This window comes from Pseudoxanthomonas sp. 22568, assembly GCF_052044485.1.
Lineage (GTDB): Bacteria > Pseudomonadota > Gammaproteobacteria > Xanthomonadales > Xanthomonadaceae > Pseudoxanthomonas_A > Pseudoxanthomonas_A beigongshangi.
In genome coordinates this window covers 170,248-187,686 of the sequence record NZ_JBQENC010000001.1, presented here as the reverse complement: position 1 = coordinate 187,686, position 17,439 = coordinate 170,248, and the positions used below count along the sequence as shown (strand labels likewise).

18 protein-coding genes are annotated in these 17,439 nt (G+C 68.6%); 6 read left to right on the top strand and 12 right to left on the bottom strand.

The genetic code is table 11. The features are described from left to right. Window positions 1–93: 93 nt before the first annotated feature. The 7 genes from fabF to ACTJI2_RS00970 form a co-directional block, all read right to left on the bottom strand. On the bottom strand, window positions 94–1,332 hold the full coding sequence (gene fabF / locus ACTJI2_RS01000; RefSeq protein ID WP_183637631.1) for a beta-ketoacyl-ACP synthase II: 1,239 nt from the start codon (window positions 1,330–1,332) through the stop codon (window positions 94–96). A gap of 110 nt (window positions 1,333–1,442) precedes the next feature. Then, window positions 1,443–1,682, bottom strand: a complete 240-nt coding sequence (gene acpP / locus ACTJI2_RS00995; protein ID WP_093297108.1) for an acyl carrier protein — start codon at window positions 1,680–1,682, stop codon at window positions 1,443–1,445. A 147-nt stretch (window positions 1,683–1,829) separates the two neighbouring features. Next, entirely contained in the window at window positions 1,830–2,573 is a 744-nt protein-coding gene (fabG, locus tag ACTJI2_RS00990; protein WP_183637634.1) for a 3-oxoacyl-ACP reductase FabG, read from the bottom strand. 63 nt (window positions 2,574–2,636) lie between these two features. Continuing rightward, window positions 2,637–3,581, bottom strand: a complete 945-nt coding sequence (gene fabD, locus ACTJI2_RS00985; protein ID WP_440840776.1) for an ACP S-malonyltransferase — start codon at window positions 3,579–3,581, stop codon at window positions 2,637–2,639. Window positions 3,582–3,942: 361 nt separating this feature from the next. Continuing rightward, the gene (locus ACTJI2_RS00980; protein ID WP_183637640.1) at window positions 3,943–4,935 is read right to left on the bottom strand and encodes a beta-ketoacyl-ACP synthase III; all 993 of its coding nucleotides are present in this window, start codon (window positions 4,933–4,935) and stop codon (window positions 3,943–3,945) included. A 93-nt stretch (window positions 4,936–5,028) separates the two neighbouring features. Next, on the bottom strand, window positions 5,029–5,223 hold the full coding sequence (rpmF, locus tag ACTJI2_RS00975; protein ID WP_097119893.1) for a 50S ribosomal protein L32: 195 nt from the start codon (window positions 5,221–5,223) through the stop codon (window positions 5,029–5,031). 65 nt (window positions 5,224–5,288) lie between these two features. Continuing rightward, the gene (locus ACTJI2_RS00970; RefSeq protein ID WP_183637643.1) at window positions 5,289–5,795 is read right to left on the bottom strand and encodes a YceD family protein; all 507 of its coding nucleotides are present in this window, start codon (window positions 5,793–5,795) and stop codon (window positions 5,289–5,291) included. 123 nt (window positions 5,796–5,918) lie between these two features. On the opposite strand from ACTJI2_RS00970, the gene ACTJI2_RS00965 reads away from it, so the two are divergent. Then, entirely contained in the window at window positions 5,919–6,488 is a 570-nt protein-coding gene (locus ACTJI2_RS00965; protein WP_440840775.1) for a Maf family protein, read from the top strand. 51 nt (window positions 6,489–6,539) lie between these two features. Here ACTJI2_RS00965 and ACTJI2_RS00960 read toward each other — a convergent pair whose 3' ends face one another. Next, window positions 6,540–8,381 carry an ArnT family glycosyltransferase gene (locus tag ACTJI2_RS00960; RefSeq protein WP_440840774.1) on the bottom strand — a complete coding sequence of 614 codons (1,842 nt, stop codon included), beginning with the start codon at window positions 8,379–8,381 and terminating at the stop codon, window positions 6,540–6,542. Window positions 8,382–8,428: 47 nt separating this feature from the next. Here ACTJI2_RS00960 and ACTJI2_RS00955 point away from each other — a divergent pair, with 47 nt between their 5' ends. From ACTJI2_RS00955 to ACTJI2_RS00940, 4 genes are read left to right on the top strand one after another with little or no spacing between them, the layout of a single operon-like run. Next, entirely contained in the window at window positions 8,429–9,379 is a 951-nt protein-coding gene (locus tag ACTJI2_RS00955) for an AAA family ATPase (RefSeq protein WP_141456294.1), read from the top strand. Window positions 9,380–9,395: 16 nt separating this feature from the next. Further along, entirely contained in the window at window positions 9,396–10,343 is a 948-nt protein-coding gene (locus ACTJI2_RS00950; RefSeq protein ID WP_425504703.1) for a DUF58 domain-containing protein, read from the top strand. Next, window positions 10,336–12,294, top strand: a complete 1,959-nt coding sequence (locus ACTJI2_RS00945) for a transglutaminase TgpA family protein (protein WP_440840773.1) — start codon at window positions 10,336–10,338, stop codon at window positions 12,292–12,294. The genes ACTJI2_RS00950 and ACTJI2_RS00945 overlap by 8 nt, the downstream gene beginning before the upstream one ends. 11 nt (window positions 12,295–12,305) lie before the next feature. Beyond that, the gene (locus ACTJI2_RS00940) at window positions 12,306–12,827 is read left to right on the top strand and encodes a Slp family lipoprotein (RefSeq protein WP_183637658.1); all 522 of its coding nucleotides are present in this window, start codon (window positions 12,306–12,308) and stop codon (window positions 12,825–12,827) included. Window positions 12,828–13,056: 229 nt separating this feature from the next. Here ACTJI2_RS00940 and ACTJI2_RS00935 read toward each other — a convergent pair whose 3' ends face one another. The 4 genes from ACTJI2_RS00935 to dnaX form a co-directional block, all read right to left on the bottom strand. Then, window positions 13,057–13,419 carry a histidine triad nucleotide-binding protein gene (locus tag ACTJI2_RS00935; RefSeq protein ID WP_183637660.1) on the bottom strand — a complete coding sequence of 121 codons (363 nt, stop codon included), beginning with the start codon at window positions 13,417–13,419 and terminating at the stop codon, window positions 13,057–13,059. 157 nt (window positions 13,420–13,576) lie between these two features. Continuing rightward, a complete protein-coding gene (gene recR / locus ACTJI2_RS00930; protein ID WP_440840772.1) occupies window positions 13,577–14,173 on the bottom strand; it encodes a recombination mediator RecR in 597 nt (198 codons plus the stop codon). 121 nt (window positions 14,174–14,294) lie between these two features. Next, entirely contained in the window at window positions 14,295–14,615 is a 321-nt protein-coding gene (locus ACTJI2_RS00925) for a YbaB/EbfC family nucleoid-associated protein (RefSeq protein WP_440840771.1), read from the bottom strand. Between the two features lie 6 nt (window positions 14,616–14,621). Next, window positions 14,622–16,472 carry a DNA polymerase III subunit gamma/tau gene (dnaX, locus tag ACTJI2_RS00920; RefSeq protein WP_440840770.1) on the bottom strand — a complete coding sequence of 617 codons (1,851 nt, stop codon included), beginning with the start codon at window positions 16,470–16,472 and terminating at the stop codon, window positions 14,622–14,624. Between the two features lie 98 nt (window positions 16,473–16,570). On the opposite strand from dnaX, the gene ACTJI2_RS00915 reads away from it, so the two are divergent. Beyond that, entirely contained in the window at window positions 16,571–17,422 is an 852-nt protein-coding gene (locus ACTJI2_RS00915; protein ID WP_440840769.1) for a hypothetical protein, read from the top strand. Window positions 17,423–17,439: the final 17 nt, after the last annotated feature.

Below are 17,439 nucleotides of genomic sequence, written 5' to 3'. Positions count from 1 at the left end.
ACAGGGCGGATGGGGGCGCTTTTCCTGCGAGACAAACAAAAACCCCTCGCCTTCCAGCGAGGGGTTTCGTATATCGCGCAACATCACCCGGCGTCAGATCCGCTTGAACACCAGCGTGCCGTTCGTTCCGCCGAAGCCGAAACCATTGGACACCGCGATGTCAATTTTCTTCTCGCGCGCGGTGTGCGGGACGTAGTCCAGGTCGCAGCCTTCGCTCGGGTTGTCCAGGTTGATGGTCGGCGGAATGATGCCGTGGTGGATCGCCAGCACGGAGAAGATGGCTTCCGCGCCGCCGGCGGCGCCCAGCAGGTGGCCGGTCATCGACTTGGTGGAGCTGACCATGATCTTGTACGCGTGGTCGCCCAGCGCGCGCTTGATGGCCAGGGTTTCGGCGAGGTCGCCCTGCGGGGTGGAGGTGCCGTGCGCGTTGAGGTATTCGACCTGTTCGGCGGTGATGCCGGCGTCCTTCATGGCCGCGACCAGGCAGCGGGCCGGGCCTTCGCCGTTTTCGCTGGGGGCGGTCATGTGGTGGGCGTCGGAGCTGGCGCCGAAGCCGGCCAGTTCCGCGTAGATGCGCGCGCCGCGCGCCTTGGCGTGTTCGTACTCTTCCAGGATCAGCACGCCGGCGCCGTCGCCCAGCACGAAGCCGTCGCGATCGCGATCCCACGGGCGCGAAGCGCGGGTGGGGTCGTCATTGCGGGTGGACATGGCCTTCATGGTGCAGAAGCCGGCCATGGAGGTCGGCGAGGAGCCGAGTTCGGCGCCGCCGGCGACCATCACGTCGGCATCGCCGTACTGGATGGCGCGCATGGCCACGCCGATGGAGTGGTTGGAGGTGGCGCAGGCCGAGACGACCGAGAAACTCGGGCCCTTGATGCCCTTCAGGATCGACAGCTGGCCGGGCAGCATGTTGATGATGGTGCTGGGCACGTAGAACGGCGAGACCTTGCGCGGGCCGCCTTCGTGCAGCTTGATGGTCTGTTCCTCGATGCCGTGGATGCCGCCGATGCCCGAGCCGATGATGGCGCCGATGCGCTCGCCGTTGGCTTCGGTGATTTCCAGTCCGGAATCATCCAGCGCCATGAACGAGGCGGCGATGCCGTAGTGGATGAACGGATCCATCTTCTTCGCGTCCTTGGCGGAGACGAAGGTGGTGGGATCGAAGTTGCGGATTTCACCCGCGATCTGGGTGGTGTAGGCCGAAACATCGAACGAGGTGACCGGACCGATGCCGGAACGGCCGTTGACGATGCCATCCCAGCTGGTGGCCATGTCGTTGCCCAGCGGCGACACCAAACCCATTCCCGTAATGACGACGCGACGCCGGCTCATAACACGCTCCTCAAATGCATTTGTTTCGGTACGCCCGTTTTGCTTGCCGGGCGGTGCAACCCCGGACACGCGCGGGGNGGCCCCGACACGAAGACTTCAGAACGCCGGGCTTACGCCTTGACGTGGGCCTTGACGTAGTCGATGGCCTGCTGCACCGAAGTGATCTTTTCGGCTTCTTCGTCCGGAATTTCGCACTCGAACTCTTCTTCCAGCGCCATCACCAGTTCAACGGTGTCCAGCGAGTCGGCGCCCAGGTCATCGACGAACGATGCGCTGTTGGTGACTTCTTCTTCCTTCACGCCGAGTTGTTCGACGACGATTTTCTTGACGCGTTCTTCGATGCTGCTCATTGGATATCGCTCCAGACGGAGATTGGGTGACTAGTTGATATTGCCACGCTTGGCGATGGCAAACCGGGGGATAGTGTAGTGGAAACCGGCGGCGGCGGGCAGATGCCCGGATCCGTCACCAAATCAACCACTTACCGCTATTTTTTGTTACGGCATGTACATGCCGCCGTTGACGTGCAAGGTCTCGCCGGTGATGTAGCCGGCCGAGGGGCCGGCCAGGAACGCGACCGCGCGGGCGATGTCGGCCGGTTCGCCGAAGCGTCCGAGCGCGATCTGGCCGAGCATGGCGTTCTTGGCGTCTTCCGGCAGCGACTTGGTCATGTCGGTGTCGATGAAGCCGGGCGCGACCACATTGACGGTGACGCCGCGGCTGCCGATTTCCTTGGCCAGCGACTTGGAGAAGGCGATGATGCCGGCCTTGGCGGCGGCGTAGTTGGCCTGCCCCGCGTTGCCGGTGACGCCGATGACCGAGGCGATGTTGACGATGCGGCCCTTGCGCGCCTTCATCATGCCGCGCATCACCGCCTTGGAGGTGCGGTAGACGCTGGTGAGGTTGGTGTCGAGGATGGCCTGCCAGTCCTCGTCCTTCATGCGCATGAGCAGGTTGTCGCGGGTGATGCCGGCGTTGTTGACCAGGATCGAGACCGGACCGAACTGCTTGGCGATGTCCTCGATCAGCGCCTCGACGGCGGCCGCGTCGGTGACGTTGAGTTCGCGGCCGTGGCCGCCGCGCTCGGCCAGGCGCTCGCCGATGGCTTGCGCGCCGCCGGCGGTGGTGGCGGTGCCGATGACGGTCGCGCCCTGGGCGGCGAGCTCATCGGCGATGGCCGCGCCGATGCCGCGGCTGGCGCCGGTGACGAGGGCGATTTCGCCTTGCAGGGGTTTGCTCATTGCGGGGTCCTCGGAATCAGGGGCGCGCGCGGTGCGCGCGCCGGAAGGATGGGTCGGCGGGGCTCAGGCGGCCCAGTCCGCCAGCGCGGCCTGGAAGTCGCCAACGCCGCCGATGGCGCGCGCGTCCAGCGCCTTGTCGATGCGCTTGACCAGGCCGGTCAGCACCTTGCCGGGGCCGCATTCGGCCACCCGGACGACGCCCTGCCCGGCCAGCGCCTGCACGCATTCGGTCCAGCGCACCGGCAGGTAGAGCTGGCGCACCAGCGCATCGCGCAGGCCGTCCAGATCCGCATGCACCCGCGCGTCGACATTCTGCACCACCGGCAGCGCCGGGGTATGCCAGCTCAGTCCGGCCATGACCTCGGCCAGGCGGTTGGCGGCTTCGCGCATCAAAGGGGTGTGCGAGGGCACGCTGACGGCCAGCTTGACCACCTTGCGCACGCCGCGCTCGCCCAGCAGGGCGATGGCGCGTTCCACGGCTTCGGTGTCGCCGCCGATCACGATCTGTCCGGGCGAGTTGTAGTTGGCCGGCACGACCACGCGCGAGTTGGAGGCCTGTTCGCAGACTTCGGCGACCACGGCATCCTCGGCGCCGAGCACGGCGGCCATCGCGCCGACGCCTTCGGGCGCGGCTTCCTGCATCAGCTGGCCGCGCAGGCGCACCAGGTGCGCGCCATCGCGCAGCGACAGCGCGCCGGCGGCGACCAGCGCGGTGTATTCACCCAGGCTGTGGCCGGCGAGCACGGCCGGTTGGGCACCGTCCTGCTGCTGCCACGCGCGCCACACCGCCACGCCCGCGGCGAGCAGCGCCGGCTGGGTGTATTCGGTGCGGTTGAGCATTTCTTCCGGGCCGCCCTGCGAGAGCGCCCACAGATCCACGCCGGCGCCATCGGAGGCCTCGGCGAACGCTTCGCGCACGATCGGATGCAGCTCCGACAGTTCGGCCAGCATGCCGAGCGACTGCGAGCCCTGGCCGGGGAAAACGAATGCGAGCGGGGTGGAGGTCACGCGGGGGTCCGGTGAAAAAAAACGAGCGGGGATGATACGTGCGAAAGCGCCGGATTGTCTGTACCCAGGCGTATTGCGCGCCCCGCCCCGCGCCTCCGGAACCGCCCCCACCCACACGCCTCCCTGTGGGAGCGACGTCAGTCGCGAGCTTCCTGCGCGAGCCCTGCGCACCCAATGACGTCACTCGATGACGGCCACCTCGCCCGCTTGTAACGATGGCGAATTCGCGGATGCGACACACGCGCGACAGGGTGCGAGATGACGCGGTGTTTCCGCGCACGGCGACTTGCCTCTCCCCGAAAACAAAAGGCGCTCCGAAGAGCGCCCCTTGCGATATCGCGGATGAGAACGTCGCCTGCGATCAGTAACGCAGCAGCGCCGAGCCCCAGGTGAAACCGCCGCCGAAGGCTTCCAGCAGCACCAGCTGGCCGCGCTGCACGCGACCGGAGCGAATCGCTTCGTCCAGCGCCAGCGGCACCGAGCCGGAGGAGGTGTTGCCGTGCTTGTCGACGGTGACGATGACGTTGTCCATCGACATCTCCAGGCGCTTGGCGGTCGCCTCGATGATGCGCAGGTTGGCCTGGTGCGGAATCAGCCAGTCCAGATCGTGCTTGTCCAGGCCGTTGGCTTCCAGGGTTTCGTCCACGACCGAGTCCAGCGCCTTGACGGCGTACTTGAACACGTCGTTGCCCTTCATGTGGATGCGGCTGCCGTTGTTCGGCGCATTGTTGTCGAAACCGGCGGACACGCCGACCGGGTTCCACAGCAGTTCCTTCTTGCTGCCGTCGGCATGCAGGTGGGTGCTGAGGATGCCGGTTTCGGTGTCGGCCTTGAGCACGGCGGCGCCGGCGCCATCGCCGAACAGTACGCAGGTGGTGCGCTCGGTCCAGTCGACGATGCGGCTGAGGGTTTCGGTGCCGATGACCAGGGCGGTCTTGACGTCACCGGAACGGATGAACTTGTCGGCCACGCTCAGGGCGTACAGGAAGCCCGAGCAGGCGGCGTTGACGTCCATCGCGGCGCAGCCTTCGGCGCCCAGGCGGGCCTGGATGAGGCAGGCGGTGGACGGGAAAATCAGATCGGGGGTGGTGGTGCCCACCACGATCATGTCGATCTCGGAGGCCTCGACGCCCGCGGCTTCCAGCGCGCGCAGGGCGGCCTGGTAGCCGAGATCGCCCGCGGTCTGGCCTTCCGCGGCGATGTGGCGCTCGCGGATGCCGGTGCGGGTCTGAATCCATTCGTCGCTGGTGTCGACCAGCTTGGCCAGGTCGTCGTTGGTCAGGACCTTCTCAGGCAGGTAGCTGCCGGTTCCGGCGATACGCGCGTAAATACGCCCGTTGGATTGCTGGCTCATGCCTGCTCCCGTTGCTGGCCCGCAACGGGGCCCTGGATACCACGACGATGATGGCGGGCGCGTCCGCGATTAAGCGGACGCGCCGGGAGCGCATCAATCTTCTTCGACGGCCGAGGTCTTGGTCGCGATGACCTTCTTGCCGCGGTAGTAGCCGTCGGCGGTCACGTGGTGACGCAGGTGGGTCTCACCGGAGGTCGGATCGGTGGACAGCTGCTTGGCGGTCAGGGCGTCGTGCGAACGGCGCTGACCACGGCGGGACGGGGTGACTCGGGATTTCTGCACAGCCATGGGATTGCTCCAGCTATAAACCTTGAAATGAATCTGCGATTCGTATTGCCAGACCGCCGAAGCGGCTAGTTCTTTTTCAGCGAGGCCAGCGCCGCGAACGGGTTGGCCTTTGCCAATTCTTCTTCCTGCGCCGGCCAGTCACGTTCCACCGCGTCCGATTCCGGATTGACCGGAACCACCGGAACGGCGAGGACCAGTTCGTCCTCCACCAGATCCGCCGGGTGCAGCATGCCGTCCTCCGGCACCAGCAGCGCTTCGTAGTCCGGGGGCAACGCGGCCTCGTCGGCCTCGTCGCGCACCAGGCCCAGCCGCTGCACGAGACTGACCGGAAGCAGGAATCGTTGCAGGCTGCGCTGGCACACCAGCGGCAACTGCGCCTCGATCCTCAACTCCACGTAAGGCACCCGCAGCGCGTCTTGATCGAATTCGATCGTGTAGCGTGCTTCGCCATCGGTATCGTTCAGCAGACCCTGCAAGCGCGTCATGGACGACAGCGGCAGGCGACCTTCAAAACTGCGCCGTGCCGCGACCATGCGCCAAGCATCCAACATCTCGGGCGTATTCGCGGACATAAGCCGCTGAATGTTAAGGACTGCGCGCCGAGCTGTCAAACCTGGTCAATCGTCACAGGATAAGGGATTGCCGGACGCGGCCCCGCTCGGCAGACTGCCCGCCCCTCCTCCAGGCCCGCCACGATGCCCCTGCTGCTCGCCTCGACCTCCCGTTACCGCCGCGAACTGCTGGAACGGCTGCGTTTGCCCTTCCATGTGGCCCGCCCGGACGTGGATGAGACGACCGGCCCGGACGAGGCGCCGGCGGCCCTGGCGGCCCGGCTGGCCAGTCTCAAGGCCGCTGCGATTGCCGCCCACCACCCCGAGGCCTGGGTGATCGGGGCCGACCAGGTGGCCGAGGTGGACGGCCAGGCCATCGGCAAGCCCGGCCACCGCGAGGCGGCCATCGCCCAGCTGACCGCGATGTCCGGCCGGGCCATCCGTTTCCACACCGCGCTGTGCCTGCTGCGGGACCAGAACCGGCATGAGGCCAGCGACGTGACCACGGTACGGTTCCGCCAGCTGTCGGCGGAGGAAATCGAACGCTATGTGGACGCCGAGCAGCCGTTCGACTGCGCCGGCAGTTTCAAGAGCGAGGGACTGGGCATCACCCTGTTCGAGGCCATCGACTCGCAGGATCCGACCGCCTTGATCGGCCTGCCGCTGATCGCGCTGTCGCGCCTGCTGCGCGAGGCGGGGTTCCAGTTGCCCTGACCGGGTTCCCCTTGTAGAGCGGGCCTTGGCCCGCTCTCGCAATCCGCCCAGTCAAGGCTCGATATCGATCGGCTGCTCTTCCCAGTCCTCGACGCTGCCGTCGTTGCCGTGCAGGCGCAGGCCGAGCCAATGGCGTCCCGGTGACAGGGCCGACGCATCCACGTCCGCGCGGAACCCGACTCGCGGGTGCTGCGGATCGTTGGAGATGCGCCAGAACGCGGCCACGCCCGGCTCGGACCTGCCGTATTCGGCCTTGGCCACCGGTTTGCCGTCGATCAGCACTTCGACGCCCTTCAGGCCCACGCCTTCCTTGAACGCCCAGCCCTGCACGGGGAAGCGCGAGGACACGCCGGCGCGCGACACCGGTGCGTCGATCCAGGCCATCGCCGGCGCCACGCAGGCGCCCTTCGCTTTTTCCTTCGGCAAGGCGAACAACAGGAAACGCTGGTGGCCGTGATCGATGTTGACCACGCGCGGCGGCGGCAGCGGCCCGACCTGCCCGCACAGCGTGTGGTAGTAGTCCAGCAGATGCTTGTACTGCACGTCGCCCTGGCCGATCACCAGCAACACCGGCGTGTCGCGGGTGCCGTCGTCCTGCAGTTTCCAGAGCTGCAACTGCGGCGCGCGGCCATGCTTGCGGTTGAGCGGATGATCGAGCACGCGGATGTCCGGATCGTCGAGCGCGAAGCCCAGTTCCGCGCCGACCTTGAAGCTGCCGGCCAGCAGCGTGGTGTCGGCCGGCAGGCGCGCGCGTTCCTCGCGTACGGCGCGGGCCAGGTGCGACCAGCCGGCGAAGTTGTAGGGGTAGTACTTTTCGGCGGCGAAGCGCTCGCGCCATGACGGCACCGAGGCCACCAGGTAATAGGCCAGCATCGCCACCATGCCCACGCCGGCCAGTATCCACAGCGCGCGCCGCCAGAATCGCGGCCAGCCGGCGATCAGCGCGGGCACCGCCAGGATCAGCGCCAGGTAGCCGGGCAACGGCCAGTGGAAACTCACCCGCTCGACGTCGGCAAAGAAACCCAGCGCGAAGAAGCCCAGCGTGGAGGCCATGCCGAGCAGGCCGAAGTAGCGCCATTGCGAGGGCACGTCGGCGGTCCCGCGGCTGGCGCGGAAGCCCGCGATCATCAATGCGGCGAACAGCAGCGGCGTGACCATCAACGCCTGGATGATCACGAACCAGGCGCCGGTGGGCTGGAACGACCACGGATGGCGATCGACCAACTGGAAGCGCAGACCGGCGTCGGCATATTCCAGATTCCATGCCAGCAGCGGCGCCCACGCGGCGACGCCGACCGCCAGCGCGATCCAGATGCGCGGGTCGCGCAGGATGCGGCGTCCTTCCGGCAGGCACAGCAGGGCGACGAAACCCACGCCGATCACGCCGAGGAAGCGGTAATGGCTCAGCGCGCCGATGGCCAGTCCGAGCGCGAGTTCGGCGGCGGAGGTGGCGTCGATCTCGCGCAGCAGGCGCGCACCCGCATCCAGGCACAGCACCGCCGCCAGCGCCATCGGCACGTCCGGCAGGGCCAGCAGGCCCAGCGTGCCCGACAGCGGCATCAGCACGGTCAGGGTGCCGGCCTGCCAGCCGGCGGCCTCGTCGAACCAGCGGCGCGTGATGTGGGCGATGAGCCAGGGAATGAGCGCGGCCATGATCAGGAACGGCGCGCGCAGGGCCAGGCGGTGCTGACCGCCCAGTTCGGTGCCCAGCCGGGTCAGCCAGGCGGTCAGGCCGGGCAGATCCGAGTAGGCGGCGGCCAGGTGGCGGCCTTCCTGCCAATAGAACGCCTCGTCGACGAACAGCGGCAGGCGGGCCGCGATCACGACCTTGATCACGGATGCGATCAGCCAGACCGCCAGAAAGGTTTTCCTTGCGCTTGCCACGTCCTGCATGCCGCTACACTTCCTCTTCATCCCAACGGTCAGGTCCCGAGCACGCGATGCCCACCACGCCCACGCCGCCTATGCTATCCGATGCCCTTCGCGATGCCCTCAAGCGCGCGCAGGAACAAGTCAATGCACTGGTGCTGGGCAAGGCGTACGAGGTGCGGCTGGCGTTCGTGGCGCTGCTGTCCGACGGCCACCTGTTGATCGAGGACCTGCCGGGCCTGGGCAAGACCACGTTGGCGCACGCGTTGGCGGCCACGCTCGGATTGGGCTTCCAGCGCGTGCAGTTCACTTCGGATCTGTTGCCGGCCGACGTGCTGGGCGTGTCGGTCTACGACGGCGCGGCGCGGCAGTTCCAGTTCCATCCCGGCCCGGTGTTCACCCAGGTGCTGCTGGCCGATGAAATCAACCGCGCGCCGCCGCGCACGCAAAGCGCGCTGCTGGAAGCGATGGCCGAGCACCAGGTGACGCTGGACGGCGTGACCCATGGATTGCCGGATCCGTTCTTCGTGATCGCCACCCAGAATCCGGTGGATCTGTCGGGCACCTATCCCCTGCCCGACTCGCAGCTGGATCGTTTCCTGCTGCGGCTGGCGCTGGGCTATCCCGGCGCGGATGCCGAACGCGCGCTGCTGGCCGGCGAGGATCGGCGCGCGCTGATCGCGCAGACCCTGCCGGTGCTGAGTTCGGACGACGTGCTGGCGCTGCGCGCGGCGGTGAACCAGGTGCACGCCAGCGACGCGCTGATCGTCTACGTGCAGGCGCTGCTGGCGCGCAGCCGCCATCATCCGGGCGTGCGCGTGGGCCTGTCGCCGCGCGCGGGCATCGCGCTGCTGCGCGCGGCACGCGCGCATGCGCTGCTGCTCGGCCGCGCGCATGTGCTGCCGGAAGACATCCAGGCGCTGTTCGGCGTGGTGGCCGCGCACCGGCTGGTCGCCGAGGCGGAAGCCGATTCGACCGCCGCGCTGGCCAAGGCGATCCTGCACGCGGTGGCGGTGGACTGAGTCGATGGCGGACACGCTGCGGCAACGGTTGCGCCGGCGCCTGTCGCGGTTCGCGCGGCCGCGCCAGTCCGAGCCCCTGCCGGCCCGGCTGGACCGCCGCCGGGTGTATGTACTGCCCACGCGTTTCGGGTTGTTCTATGCGGTGCTGGTGACCGCCATGCTGGTCGGCGCGCTCAACTACAACAACAACCCGGCACTGCTGCTGGCGCTGTTGCTGGCCTCGGCCGGGCTGGCCAGCCTGATCGCCGCGCACCTGCAACTGTCCGGCCTGCAGCTGGACGCGGTGTCCGCCGAACCGGTGCCGGCCGGGCAACCGCTGCGGGTGCAGGTGGCGCTGTCCACGCGCGATCAGCGCGAGCGTCGCGGATTGCGGCTGTCGTGCCTGGAGATCGCCGGCGGCGTGCCGGTGATCACCGGCGACGCGGTGGTGGCGGAACTGATCCTGCCCACGACCCGCCGCGGCTGGCTGGATCCGGAGCGGCTGGAGATCTGGACCACGCAACCGCTTGGCCTGGCGCGCGCCTGGGCCTGGTTCTGGCCGCGCCAGTGGCTGCTGGTGTATCCGTCGCCGGAACCGAACGGTCCTCCCCTGCCCGACTCGGAGGGTGGCGGCAGCCGCGCCCGACGCCAGGCCAGCGGCGACGACGTGCATCATCTGCGCGCCTACCGCGCCGGGGATCCGTTGCGCGCGATTGCCTGGAAGCCCTCCGCGCGGCGCGAGCACCTGCTGGTGCGCGAGTTCGAGCAGCCGGTGGGCCTGGAAGTGGATCTGGCCTGGTCGGCGCTGGCCGCGCTGCCGGGCGAACAACGCATCCGCCGACTCGCCCACTGGGTGGATCTGGCCGAACGCGAGGGCCGCCGCTACCGGCTTCGCTTGCCCGGCGACGTCGCGCTGGGGCCCTCGCGCGGCCCCGCGCACCGGCATGCCTGCCTGCGCGCATTGGCGTTGTTGCCGCATGGATAAGTCCGCCGCGCCCCGCGCCAGCACGCTGGACGCCGGCAGTCGCCTGTGGGCGTTGCTTGCGACCGGACTGTGCCTGCTGGCGCTGCTGATCCAGTTGCCGGCCGGAGTGGCGGCCGGCATCGGCGCGCTGGCGGTGGCGACCACCGCGCTGTCCTGGCGGCGCGCGCTGCCCGGCCCGCTGCGGCTGCTGCTGGCGCTGCTGATCATCGGCGCGGTGCTGGCGGTGATGGGCATGCGCTTCGGCCGCGATACCGGCTGCGCGCTGCTGGCGGCGATGCTGGCGCTGAAGCCGGCGGAGACGGTGAGCCTGCGCGATGCGCGCAGCCTGCTGGGATTCGCGCTGTTCGCGCCGTTCTCGGCGTTCCTGCTGGACCAGGGACCGCTCACCCTGCTGCTGGCCGCGCTCGGCGTGGCCGCGGGCCTGCTGGCGCTGTCGCAACTGGCCGACGCGGAAGCCGATGCGCCGATGCCGCGCGTGTCCCTGCGCCAGCGCCTGTGGCGGGTGGGCCGGTTGCTGCTGATCGGATTGCCGCTGATGCTGGCGACGTTCTGGTTCTTCCCGCGTTTTCCTTCCCCGCTTTGGGGCGTGCCCGAGCGCGCACTGGCCCAGCCGGGATTGTCCGATCGGATGTCGCCGGGCGGCTGGCTGGACCTGATGGCCGACGACAACCCGGCCCTGCGCGTGCAGTTCTTCGGCGCGGTGCCGAAGCCGGAGGAGATGTACTGGCGCGGACTGGTGCTGTGGGACTACGACGGTCGCGAGTGGACGCGCTCGCCGTGGATCGCGACCTTGCCGGCGGCGCCGGCGGCGCCGGCGGAGTCGGCCCAGGCACCGCGCTGGGACTACGAGATGATGGTGGAGCCGACCGAGCAGCGCTGGCTGGTGGCGCTGGATCTGCCGGTGTCCACGCCCGCCGATGCGCAACTGGATCGGGATCGGGCGCTGGTGGCCACTCAGCCCATGAATGGCGTTACCCGTTGGCGCGTGGCTTCGGCGCCACCGTCGCGCTTCGATACCCGGCTGCCCACGCCGCTGCGCGAGCGCGCGCTGGCGTTGCCGGCTGGCCTGAATCCGCGGACCCACGCGCTGGCGGCGCGGTGGCGGCGCGAAGCCGGTGGCGACGATCTGGCCATCGTGCGCCGCGCGCTGGAATGGATCCGGCGCGACTTCGGCTACACCCTGGATACGCCGCTGCCCGGACGCGACGCGGTCGACGAGTTCCTGTTCGACCAGCAGCGCGGGTACTGCGAGCATTTCAGTTCCTCGTTCACCACGCTGATGCGCGCCTCGGGCATTCCGGCGCGGGTCGTGGTGGGTTACGCCGGCGGCTATCGCAACCGTTTCGGCGACTACTGGATCGTGCGCAAGATGGATGCGCATGCCTGGAGCGAGGTGTGGCTGCCGCAACGCGGCTGGGTGCGGGTGGATCCCACCGCCGCGGTGGCGCCGGAGCGGATCTTCGACACGCTGGAAGATCGCCTGGGCGCGGACACCGGCGCGGTGTTCCAGCGCAATCCGCTGTTCGACGCGGGCGACTGGCTGCGGCGCGGCTGGAACGATCTGGTGCTGGGTTTCGACGCCCGCCGCCAGCAGCACATGCTCAGGGCGCTGGGTCTTCCTCCGCTGGACGGCGGCCGGCTGGGCGCGTTGTTCGCGCTGGCCGCGCTGCTTGCCGTGGGTGCGATGGCCTGGTTGCTGGCCCGCGGCGAACGCGAGCGCGATCCCTTGCTGCGGGCCTGGCACGCGCTGGGCGCGCGCTACGCGCGGATCGGACTGGGCCGCCAGCCCCACGAGCCGGCGCTGGACTGGGCGCGGCGGGTCGCCGCCAGCCATCCGGCCGCCGGCGCGGTGCTGGTGCCGCTCAGCCAACGTTTCGCCGAGGCGCGCTACGCTGCCGCCGTGAGCGACATTCCCGCGCTGGTTCGCGACCTGCGCCGCCATCGGCCCTGAAGGAGATTTCCATGAAACTTCGTCACCTCATGCTAGCCGGCGCCGTCGCGGCCCTCGCCGCCTGCGCCACCGCCCCGCAACCACTGCAAGGCACCTTCACCCCGGTCACGCCGCGCGATGCCGTCGCCGGCGCGCAAGTGGGTTCGCAGGTGCGCTGGGGCGGCCGCATCATCGAAACCAAGCCAGGCCAGGACAGCACCTGCTTCCAGCTGGTCTCGCGTCCGCTGAACGCCACCGGCCGGCCGATGGAATCGGCGCCGGACGCGACCGACGGCCGCTTCCTCGCCTGCCGCTCCGGCTTCTACGATCCGGCCGTGTTCGCGCCGGGCCGCGAAGTGACTTTCGTCGGCCGCATCAACAGCTACGAGAACACCCGCATCGGCGAGTACGACTACCGCCTGCCGAGGGTGGACGCCGACGTGGTCTACCTGTGGCCGGAAGTCCGCGAAGTCGAAGTGCGTCCGTCGCCGTTCTATGACCCGTTCTGGGGTCCCTACTGGGGACCGCGCTGGGGTTATTGGGGCTGGTGGTGATCGCCCCCGTGGCCTGAGGATTGGCCGGATGCAAAAACGCCGCTCATCGAGCGGCGTTTTTCTTTGGTCGTGTCCTACATCACTGGACTGCCCCTTTTCTCGTCATTCCAGCGAATGACGGAATCCATTTTCCCGGGAGGGGGAGCCACGCCGAGTGTCCGGGCGTCGCGCGGACATGGATTCCAGCTTGCGCTGGAATGACGGCTTGCGGTGGGCACCGCGTGGGAGATCAGCGACCGGGGACGCCGAAGTGGCCCAGCGGGGCGCCGGCCAGCAGGTGCAGATGCAGGTGGAACACGGTCTGCCCGGCGTGTTCGCGGCAGTTCATCACCACCCGGTAGCCGTCCTGGGCGAAGCCTTCGCGGCGCGCGTATTCGGCCGCCGCCAGCACCAGCTTGCCGACCAGCGCGGCCTGTTCCGGCAGCAGGTCGTCCATGGTGGGAATCAGCACGTGCCTGGGAATGAACAGCACGTGCACCGGCGCCTGCGGTGCGATGTCCTTGAAACCGAGCACCTCATCGTCTTCGTAGACGATGGTGGCGGGAATCTCGCGGCGGAGGATCTTGCCGAACAGGGTGTCGTTCTGGGTCATGGCGCGGTCCGGGATGGGGTGGGTGCAAGCATAGTGCCTGGCGGTCGACATCGATGCATTGTGGGAGCGACGTGAGTCGCGATTGCGGTGAAGCGGACGAAACCGACCAGAGCTATCGCGACTTACGTCGCTCCCACAAGACAGGGCGGGAAATGCTTCAGTGCATCTCGCTGCGCGAGCCGAAGGCGTGCGAAAGGGTGCCGCGATCCACGTATTCCAGTTCGCCGCCCAGCGGTACGCCGTGGGCCAGGCGGCTCGGCTTGACGTTGTGCTGGCGCGCCAGCTGCGCGAGGTAGTGCGCGGTGGCCTCGCCTTCCACGGTGGGATTGGTGGCGATGATCAGCTCGCTGATCTCGCCCTGCTTCAGGCGTTCGCCAAGCTGTTCCAGGCCCAGTTCGCGCGGGCCGATGCCGTCCAGCGGCGACAGCCGGCCCTGCAGGATGAAGTACACCCCGCGATAGCCGGTGGCCTGCTCGATGGCGAGTCGATCGGCGGGCGATTCCACCGCGCACAGCAGGTGTCGATCGCGGCTGCCGCTGGCGCAGATCGCGCAGATCTCGCCCTCGGTGAAATCGCGGCACTGGCTGCAATGCCCGATCCGCTCCAGCGCCACGGACAGGGTCTCGGCCAGGTGCTTGCCGCCCTCGCGTTCGCGCTCCAGCAGGTGGTAGGCCATGCGCTGGGCGGTCTTCTGGCCCACGCCCGGCAGCACGCGCAGGGATTCGATCAGTTGTTCGAGCAGGGACTGGGACATGGACGTGCGAAGGAAAAGAAGCCGCCCGGCGCGGCGGGCGGCATGGCATGCATCCGTCGGAAGCGGTTCACGCGCGGCGGGCGTTCATCGAAACCCGTCGGCACGTCGTCCATCCGTGGGCTCAGAACGGCAGCTTCATGCCCGGCGGCATCGGCATGCCGGCGGTCAGCGCGCCCATGCGCGACTTGGATTCGACGTCGATCTTGTTGGAGGCGTCGTTGAAGGCGGCGGCCACCAGATCCTCCAGCATTTCCTGGTCACCGAGCAGCGACGGATCGATGCGGACCTTGCGGCACTCCTTGGCGCCGGTGAGGGTCACGCTGACCATGCCGCCGCCGGCGTTGCCGGTGATTTCCAGCTTGGCGATCTCTTCCTGGGCGCGTTGCAGGTTTTCCTGCATCTTCTGCGCCTGCTGCATGAGTTGGGCGATGTTTCCACGCATGTGTGCTTACTCTTCGAATGGACGGATGGAATCCGGTACGACCTTCGCGCCGTGTTGCTCGATCAGGCGCTGCACGTCCGGGTGGTTCATGAAATCCTGCTCGGCGGCTATCTGCTGTTCGCCGCGTTCACGGTCGGTGCGCTGGCGCAGCGTTTCCGAGCCCGCCGGCGCGGCCTGGAACACGATCTTCGGCGCGGTGCCGTAGCGCTGGGCGATGGCGTCGCCGAGATCGCGGACGGAACGCTCCGAGCGCAGGTAGTCGAAGCCCGGATCCAGCGACAGCTGCAGCACGCCGCTGTCGTAGCCGACGAACGCCGCGTTCTCGACCAGTTGGCGGGTGGCGCCCTTCAGTTCGCTGTTGCTGGCGAAGTGCATCCATACATCGGCGTTGGTGATGCCGATGTCGGAGGAAAAGGCGAAGTCGCGATCGGCGGGATGGGCTTCCTGCTTCGGCGCCGATGTCGGGGTTGCGGCGACCGGGGCCGGTGCCGATGGTGGCGGTGCCATCGCCTGGGAAGGCGCAATCGCCGCCGGCGCGGAAGACACGGCGCGCGGCGGTTCGACCGGCCACGGCGGCGTGTCGTCATCGGCGGCCGGCGCGGGCATCGGCGCGGCAGCGGGTCGCGGTGTGGCGGCGGGGGCTGCCTGGTCGGCCACCGCGCGCACGGGCGCGGTTTCCGAAGGTTTGGAAGCGGCGCTCGTCGTCGCGGCGGGCATCGACGCCGCTTGCCGCGTCGTCGGCACGGCTTCGCCCTTGCCCTTGCCCTCGCCCGTCGCGGGCGCCGGGCGGAACGCCAGCATGCGCAGCACGCTCATTTCGAAACCGGCGCGGGCGCTGGGCGCCAGCGGCAGATCGCGACGTCCGCCGAGGGCCATCTGGTACCACAGCTGCACCACTTCCGGCCGCAGTTGCGATGCGAATCTATCCGCATCCACGCCCTCGCCGTCCTGGCCGGCGCCGGGCACCAATTGGCGCACCTGGATGCGATGCAGCGCTTCGGCGAGCGCTTCCAGCACGCCATCCCAGTCGGGCGAGAAATCGGCCAGCGCGGCGACCACCTGCAACAGGCGTTCGCCATCACCTTCGACCAGCGCCTCCAGCATCGCGCCGACCTGAGTGCGATCGACCGTGCCGAGCATGGTGCGCACGCCCTCGTCGCGCAGCGCGCCGCCGGCATAGGCGATGGCCTGATCCAGCAGCGACAGGCCGTCGCGCAGGCTGCCGTCGGCGGCCTTGGCGATCTGGCGGATCGCGCCGTCGTCGGCCTCGATGCCTTCGGCACCCAGGATCTTGGCGATCTGGCCGGCGATCTGCGGCTCTTCCAGCCGCTTGAGGTTGAACTGCAGGCAGCGCGACAGCACCGTCACCGGCAGCTTCTGCGGATCGGTGGTGGCGAGCAGGAACTTGACGTGTTCCGGCGGCTCTTCCAGCGTCTTCAGCAGCGCGTTGAACGCCGCCTTCGACAGCATGTGCACTTCGTCGATCAGGTAGACCTTGAACTTGCCGCGCGAGGGCATGTATTGCGCGTTCTCGATCACCTCGCGGACGTCGTCCACGCCGGTGTTGGACGCGGCGTCGATTTCCAGCAGATCGATGTAGCGGCCGGCGTCGATGTCCAGGCAGGCCGCACACTGGCCGCAGGGATCGGCACTGGTGCCCTTCTCGCAATTCAGCGACTTGGCGAAGATGCGGGCGATCGTGGTCTTGCCGACGCCACGGGTACCGGTGAACAGGAAGGCGTGATGGACGCGGCCGGTGTCCAGCGCGTTGCTGAGCGCGCGGACCACGTGTTCCTGCCCCACCAGTTCGGCGAAGCGCTTCGGACGCCACTTGCGGGCGAGGACGAGATAGCTCATCGGTGGATTTTGCCACACCCGGTCGCGGTCAAGGCCGGAACCGATGGATACACTGCCGGCCAGGACGGACGCCGGACGCGTCCATGACAGGGATCCGCATGTTCCATCGTTTTCGGGCCGTTCCAGCCGCCTGCTGCCTGCTGTTCACCGCCTTTTCGGCCAGCGCCGCCGCGCCGGCGGTCCGCAGCGAGGTCAAGGGCCTGCATATCGCCGCCCGCGACGCGCTGCCCGCGCCACGCGAGCCGCAGGTGCTGGAGGAAGGCCATTTCTGCCGGATGCAGGTCACCGAACCGAAGACCACGGCCGGCCGCGCCGTCGCCGCGCGCGGCTGGTACGTCACCAGCGAGGTCCAGGCCGGCGGGTATACCAGCGTGGGCGCCTTCAGCCGCGGGGGCGAAGGCACCAGCGGAACCTGCCTGATCGCCGACGGCAACGTGTTCGTGTTCCGCGGCCCGGCGCTGGCGGCCATCGTGTATGGCGATCCGGCCGAGGACGAATATGTGGGCGGGCCGATTGGTGGCGTCGCCGGGACGACGTTGCCGGATCGGGTCCGGATCACCGACCGGACGCCCCCCAACCTGGCCCAGGCCGACCTCCGCTTCAGCGCGGACGCCATTGAAGTGGTGGCGGTGGCTGAACGGGAAACATTCTGCGGCAACCTGGTGATTCCCAATCTCCGTGGCATGGATATCCCGAAAGCCCGGAAGATCCTGGCCAAGGCGGGCTGGCGCCCGGCTCCGCCAGCGGCGACGGACGAGGAAGACCGCTTCGACGCCGCCGCGGGTTATCGCGCCAAGGGCCTGACCGAATTCGAGACCTGCTCCGGCACCGGCTATGGCTTCTGCGCGGTGAACTATGAACGTGCCGACGGCGCGCAACTGCACGTGACCACGCTCGGCGACGAGCCGCCCACCGTCTCCGCCTACGACGTCCAGTGCGAGGCCCGGTGAACCCTCCGGATGTTTTT

Coding starts and splice junctions, on each gene's coding strand:
- ACTJI2_RS00940 (WP_183637658.1), top strand. CDS start 12,306: ATGAAACTTCGTCACCTCATGCTAGCCGGCGCCGTCGCGGCCCTCGCC.
- ACTJI2_RS00915 (WP_440840769.1), top strand. CDS start 16,571: ATGTTCCATCGTTTTCGGGCCGTTCCAGCCGCCTGCTGCCTGCTGTTC.
- ACTJI2_RS00955 (WP_141456294.1), top strand. CDS start 8,429: ATGCCCACCACGCCCACGCCGCCTATGCTATCCGATGCCCTTCGCGAT.
- ACTJI2_RS00925 (WP_440840771.1), bottom strand. CDS start 14,615: ATGCGTGGAAACATCGCCCAACTCATGCAGCAGGCGCAGAAGATGCAG.
- ACTJI2_RS00960 (WP_440840774.1), bottom strand. CDS start 8,381: ATGCAGGACGTGGCAAGCGCAAGGAAAACCTTTCTGGCGGTCTGGCTG.
- acpP (WP_093297108.1), bottom strand. CDS start 1,682: ATGAGCAGCATCGAAGAACGCGTCAAGAAAATCGTCGTCGAACAACTC.
- fabG (WP_183637634.1), bottom strand. CDS start 2,573: ATGAGCAAACCCCTGCAAGGCGAAATCGCCCTCGTCACCGGCGCCAGC.
- dnaX (WP_440840770.1), bottom strand. CDS start 16,472: ATGAGCTATCTCGTCCTCGCCCGCAAGTGGCGTCCGAAGCGCTTCGCC.
- ACTJI2_RS00965 (WP_440840775.1), top strand. CDS start 5,919: ATGCCCCTGCTGCTCGCCTCGACCTCCCGTTACCGCCGCGAACTGCTG.
- ACTJI2_RS00980 (WP_183637640.1), bottom strand. CDS start 4,935: ATGAGCCAGCAATCCAACGGGCGTATTTACGCGCGTATCGCCGGAACC.
- fabF (WP_183637631.1), bottom strand. CDS start 1,332: ATGAGCCGGCGTCGCGTCGTCATTACGGGAATGGGTTTGGTGTCGCCG.
- ACTJI2_RS00935 (WP_183637660.1), bottom strand. CDS start 13,419: ATGACCCAGAACGACACCCTGTTCGGCAAGATCCTCCGCCGCGAGATT.
- recR (WP_440840772.1), bottom strand. CDS start 14,173: ATGTCCCAGTCCCTGCTCGAACAACTGATCGAATCCCTGCGCGTGCTG.
- rpmF (WP_097119893.1), bottom strand. CDS start 5,223: ATGGCTGTGCAGAAATCCCGAGTCACCCCGTCCCGCCGTGGTCAGCGC.
- ACTJI2_RS00970 (WP_183637643.1), bottom strand. CDS start 5,795: ATGTCCGCGAATACGCCCGAGATGTTGGATGCTTGGCGCATGGTCGCG.
- ACTJI2_RS00945 (WP_440840773.1), top strand. CDS start 10,336: ATGGATAAGTCCGCCGCGCCCCGCGCCAGCACGCTGGACGCCGGCAGT.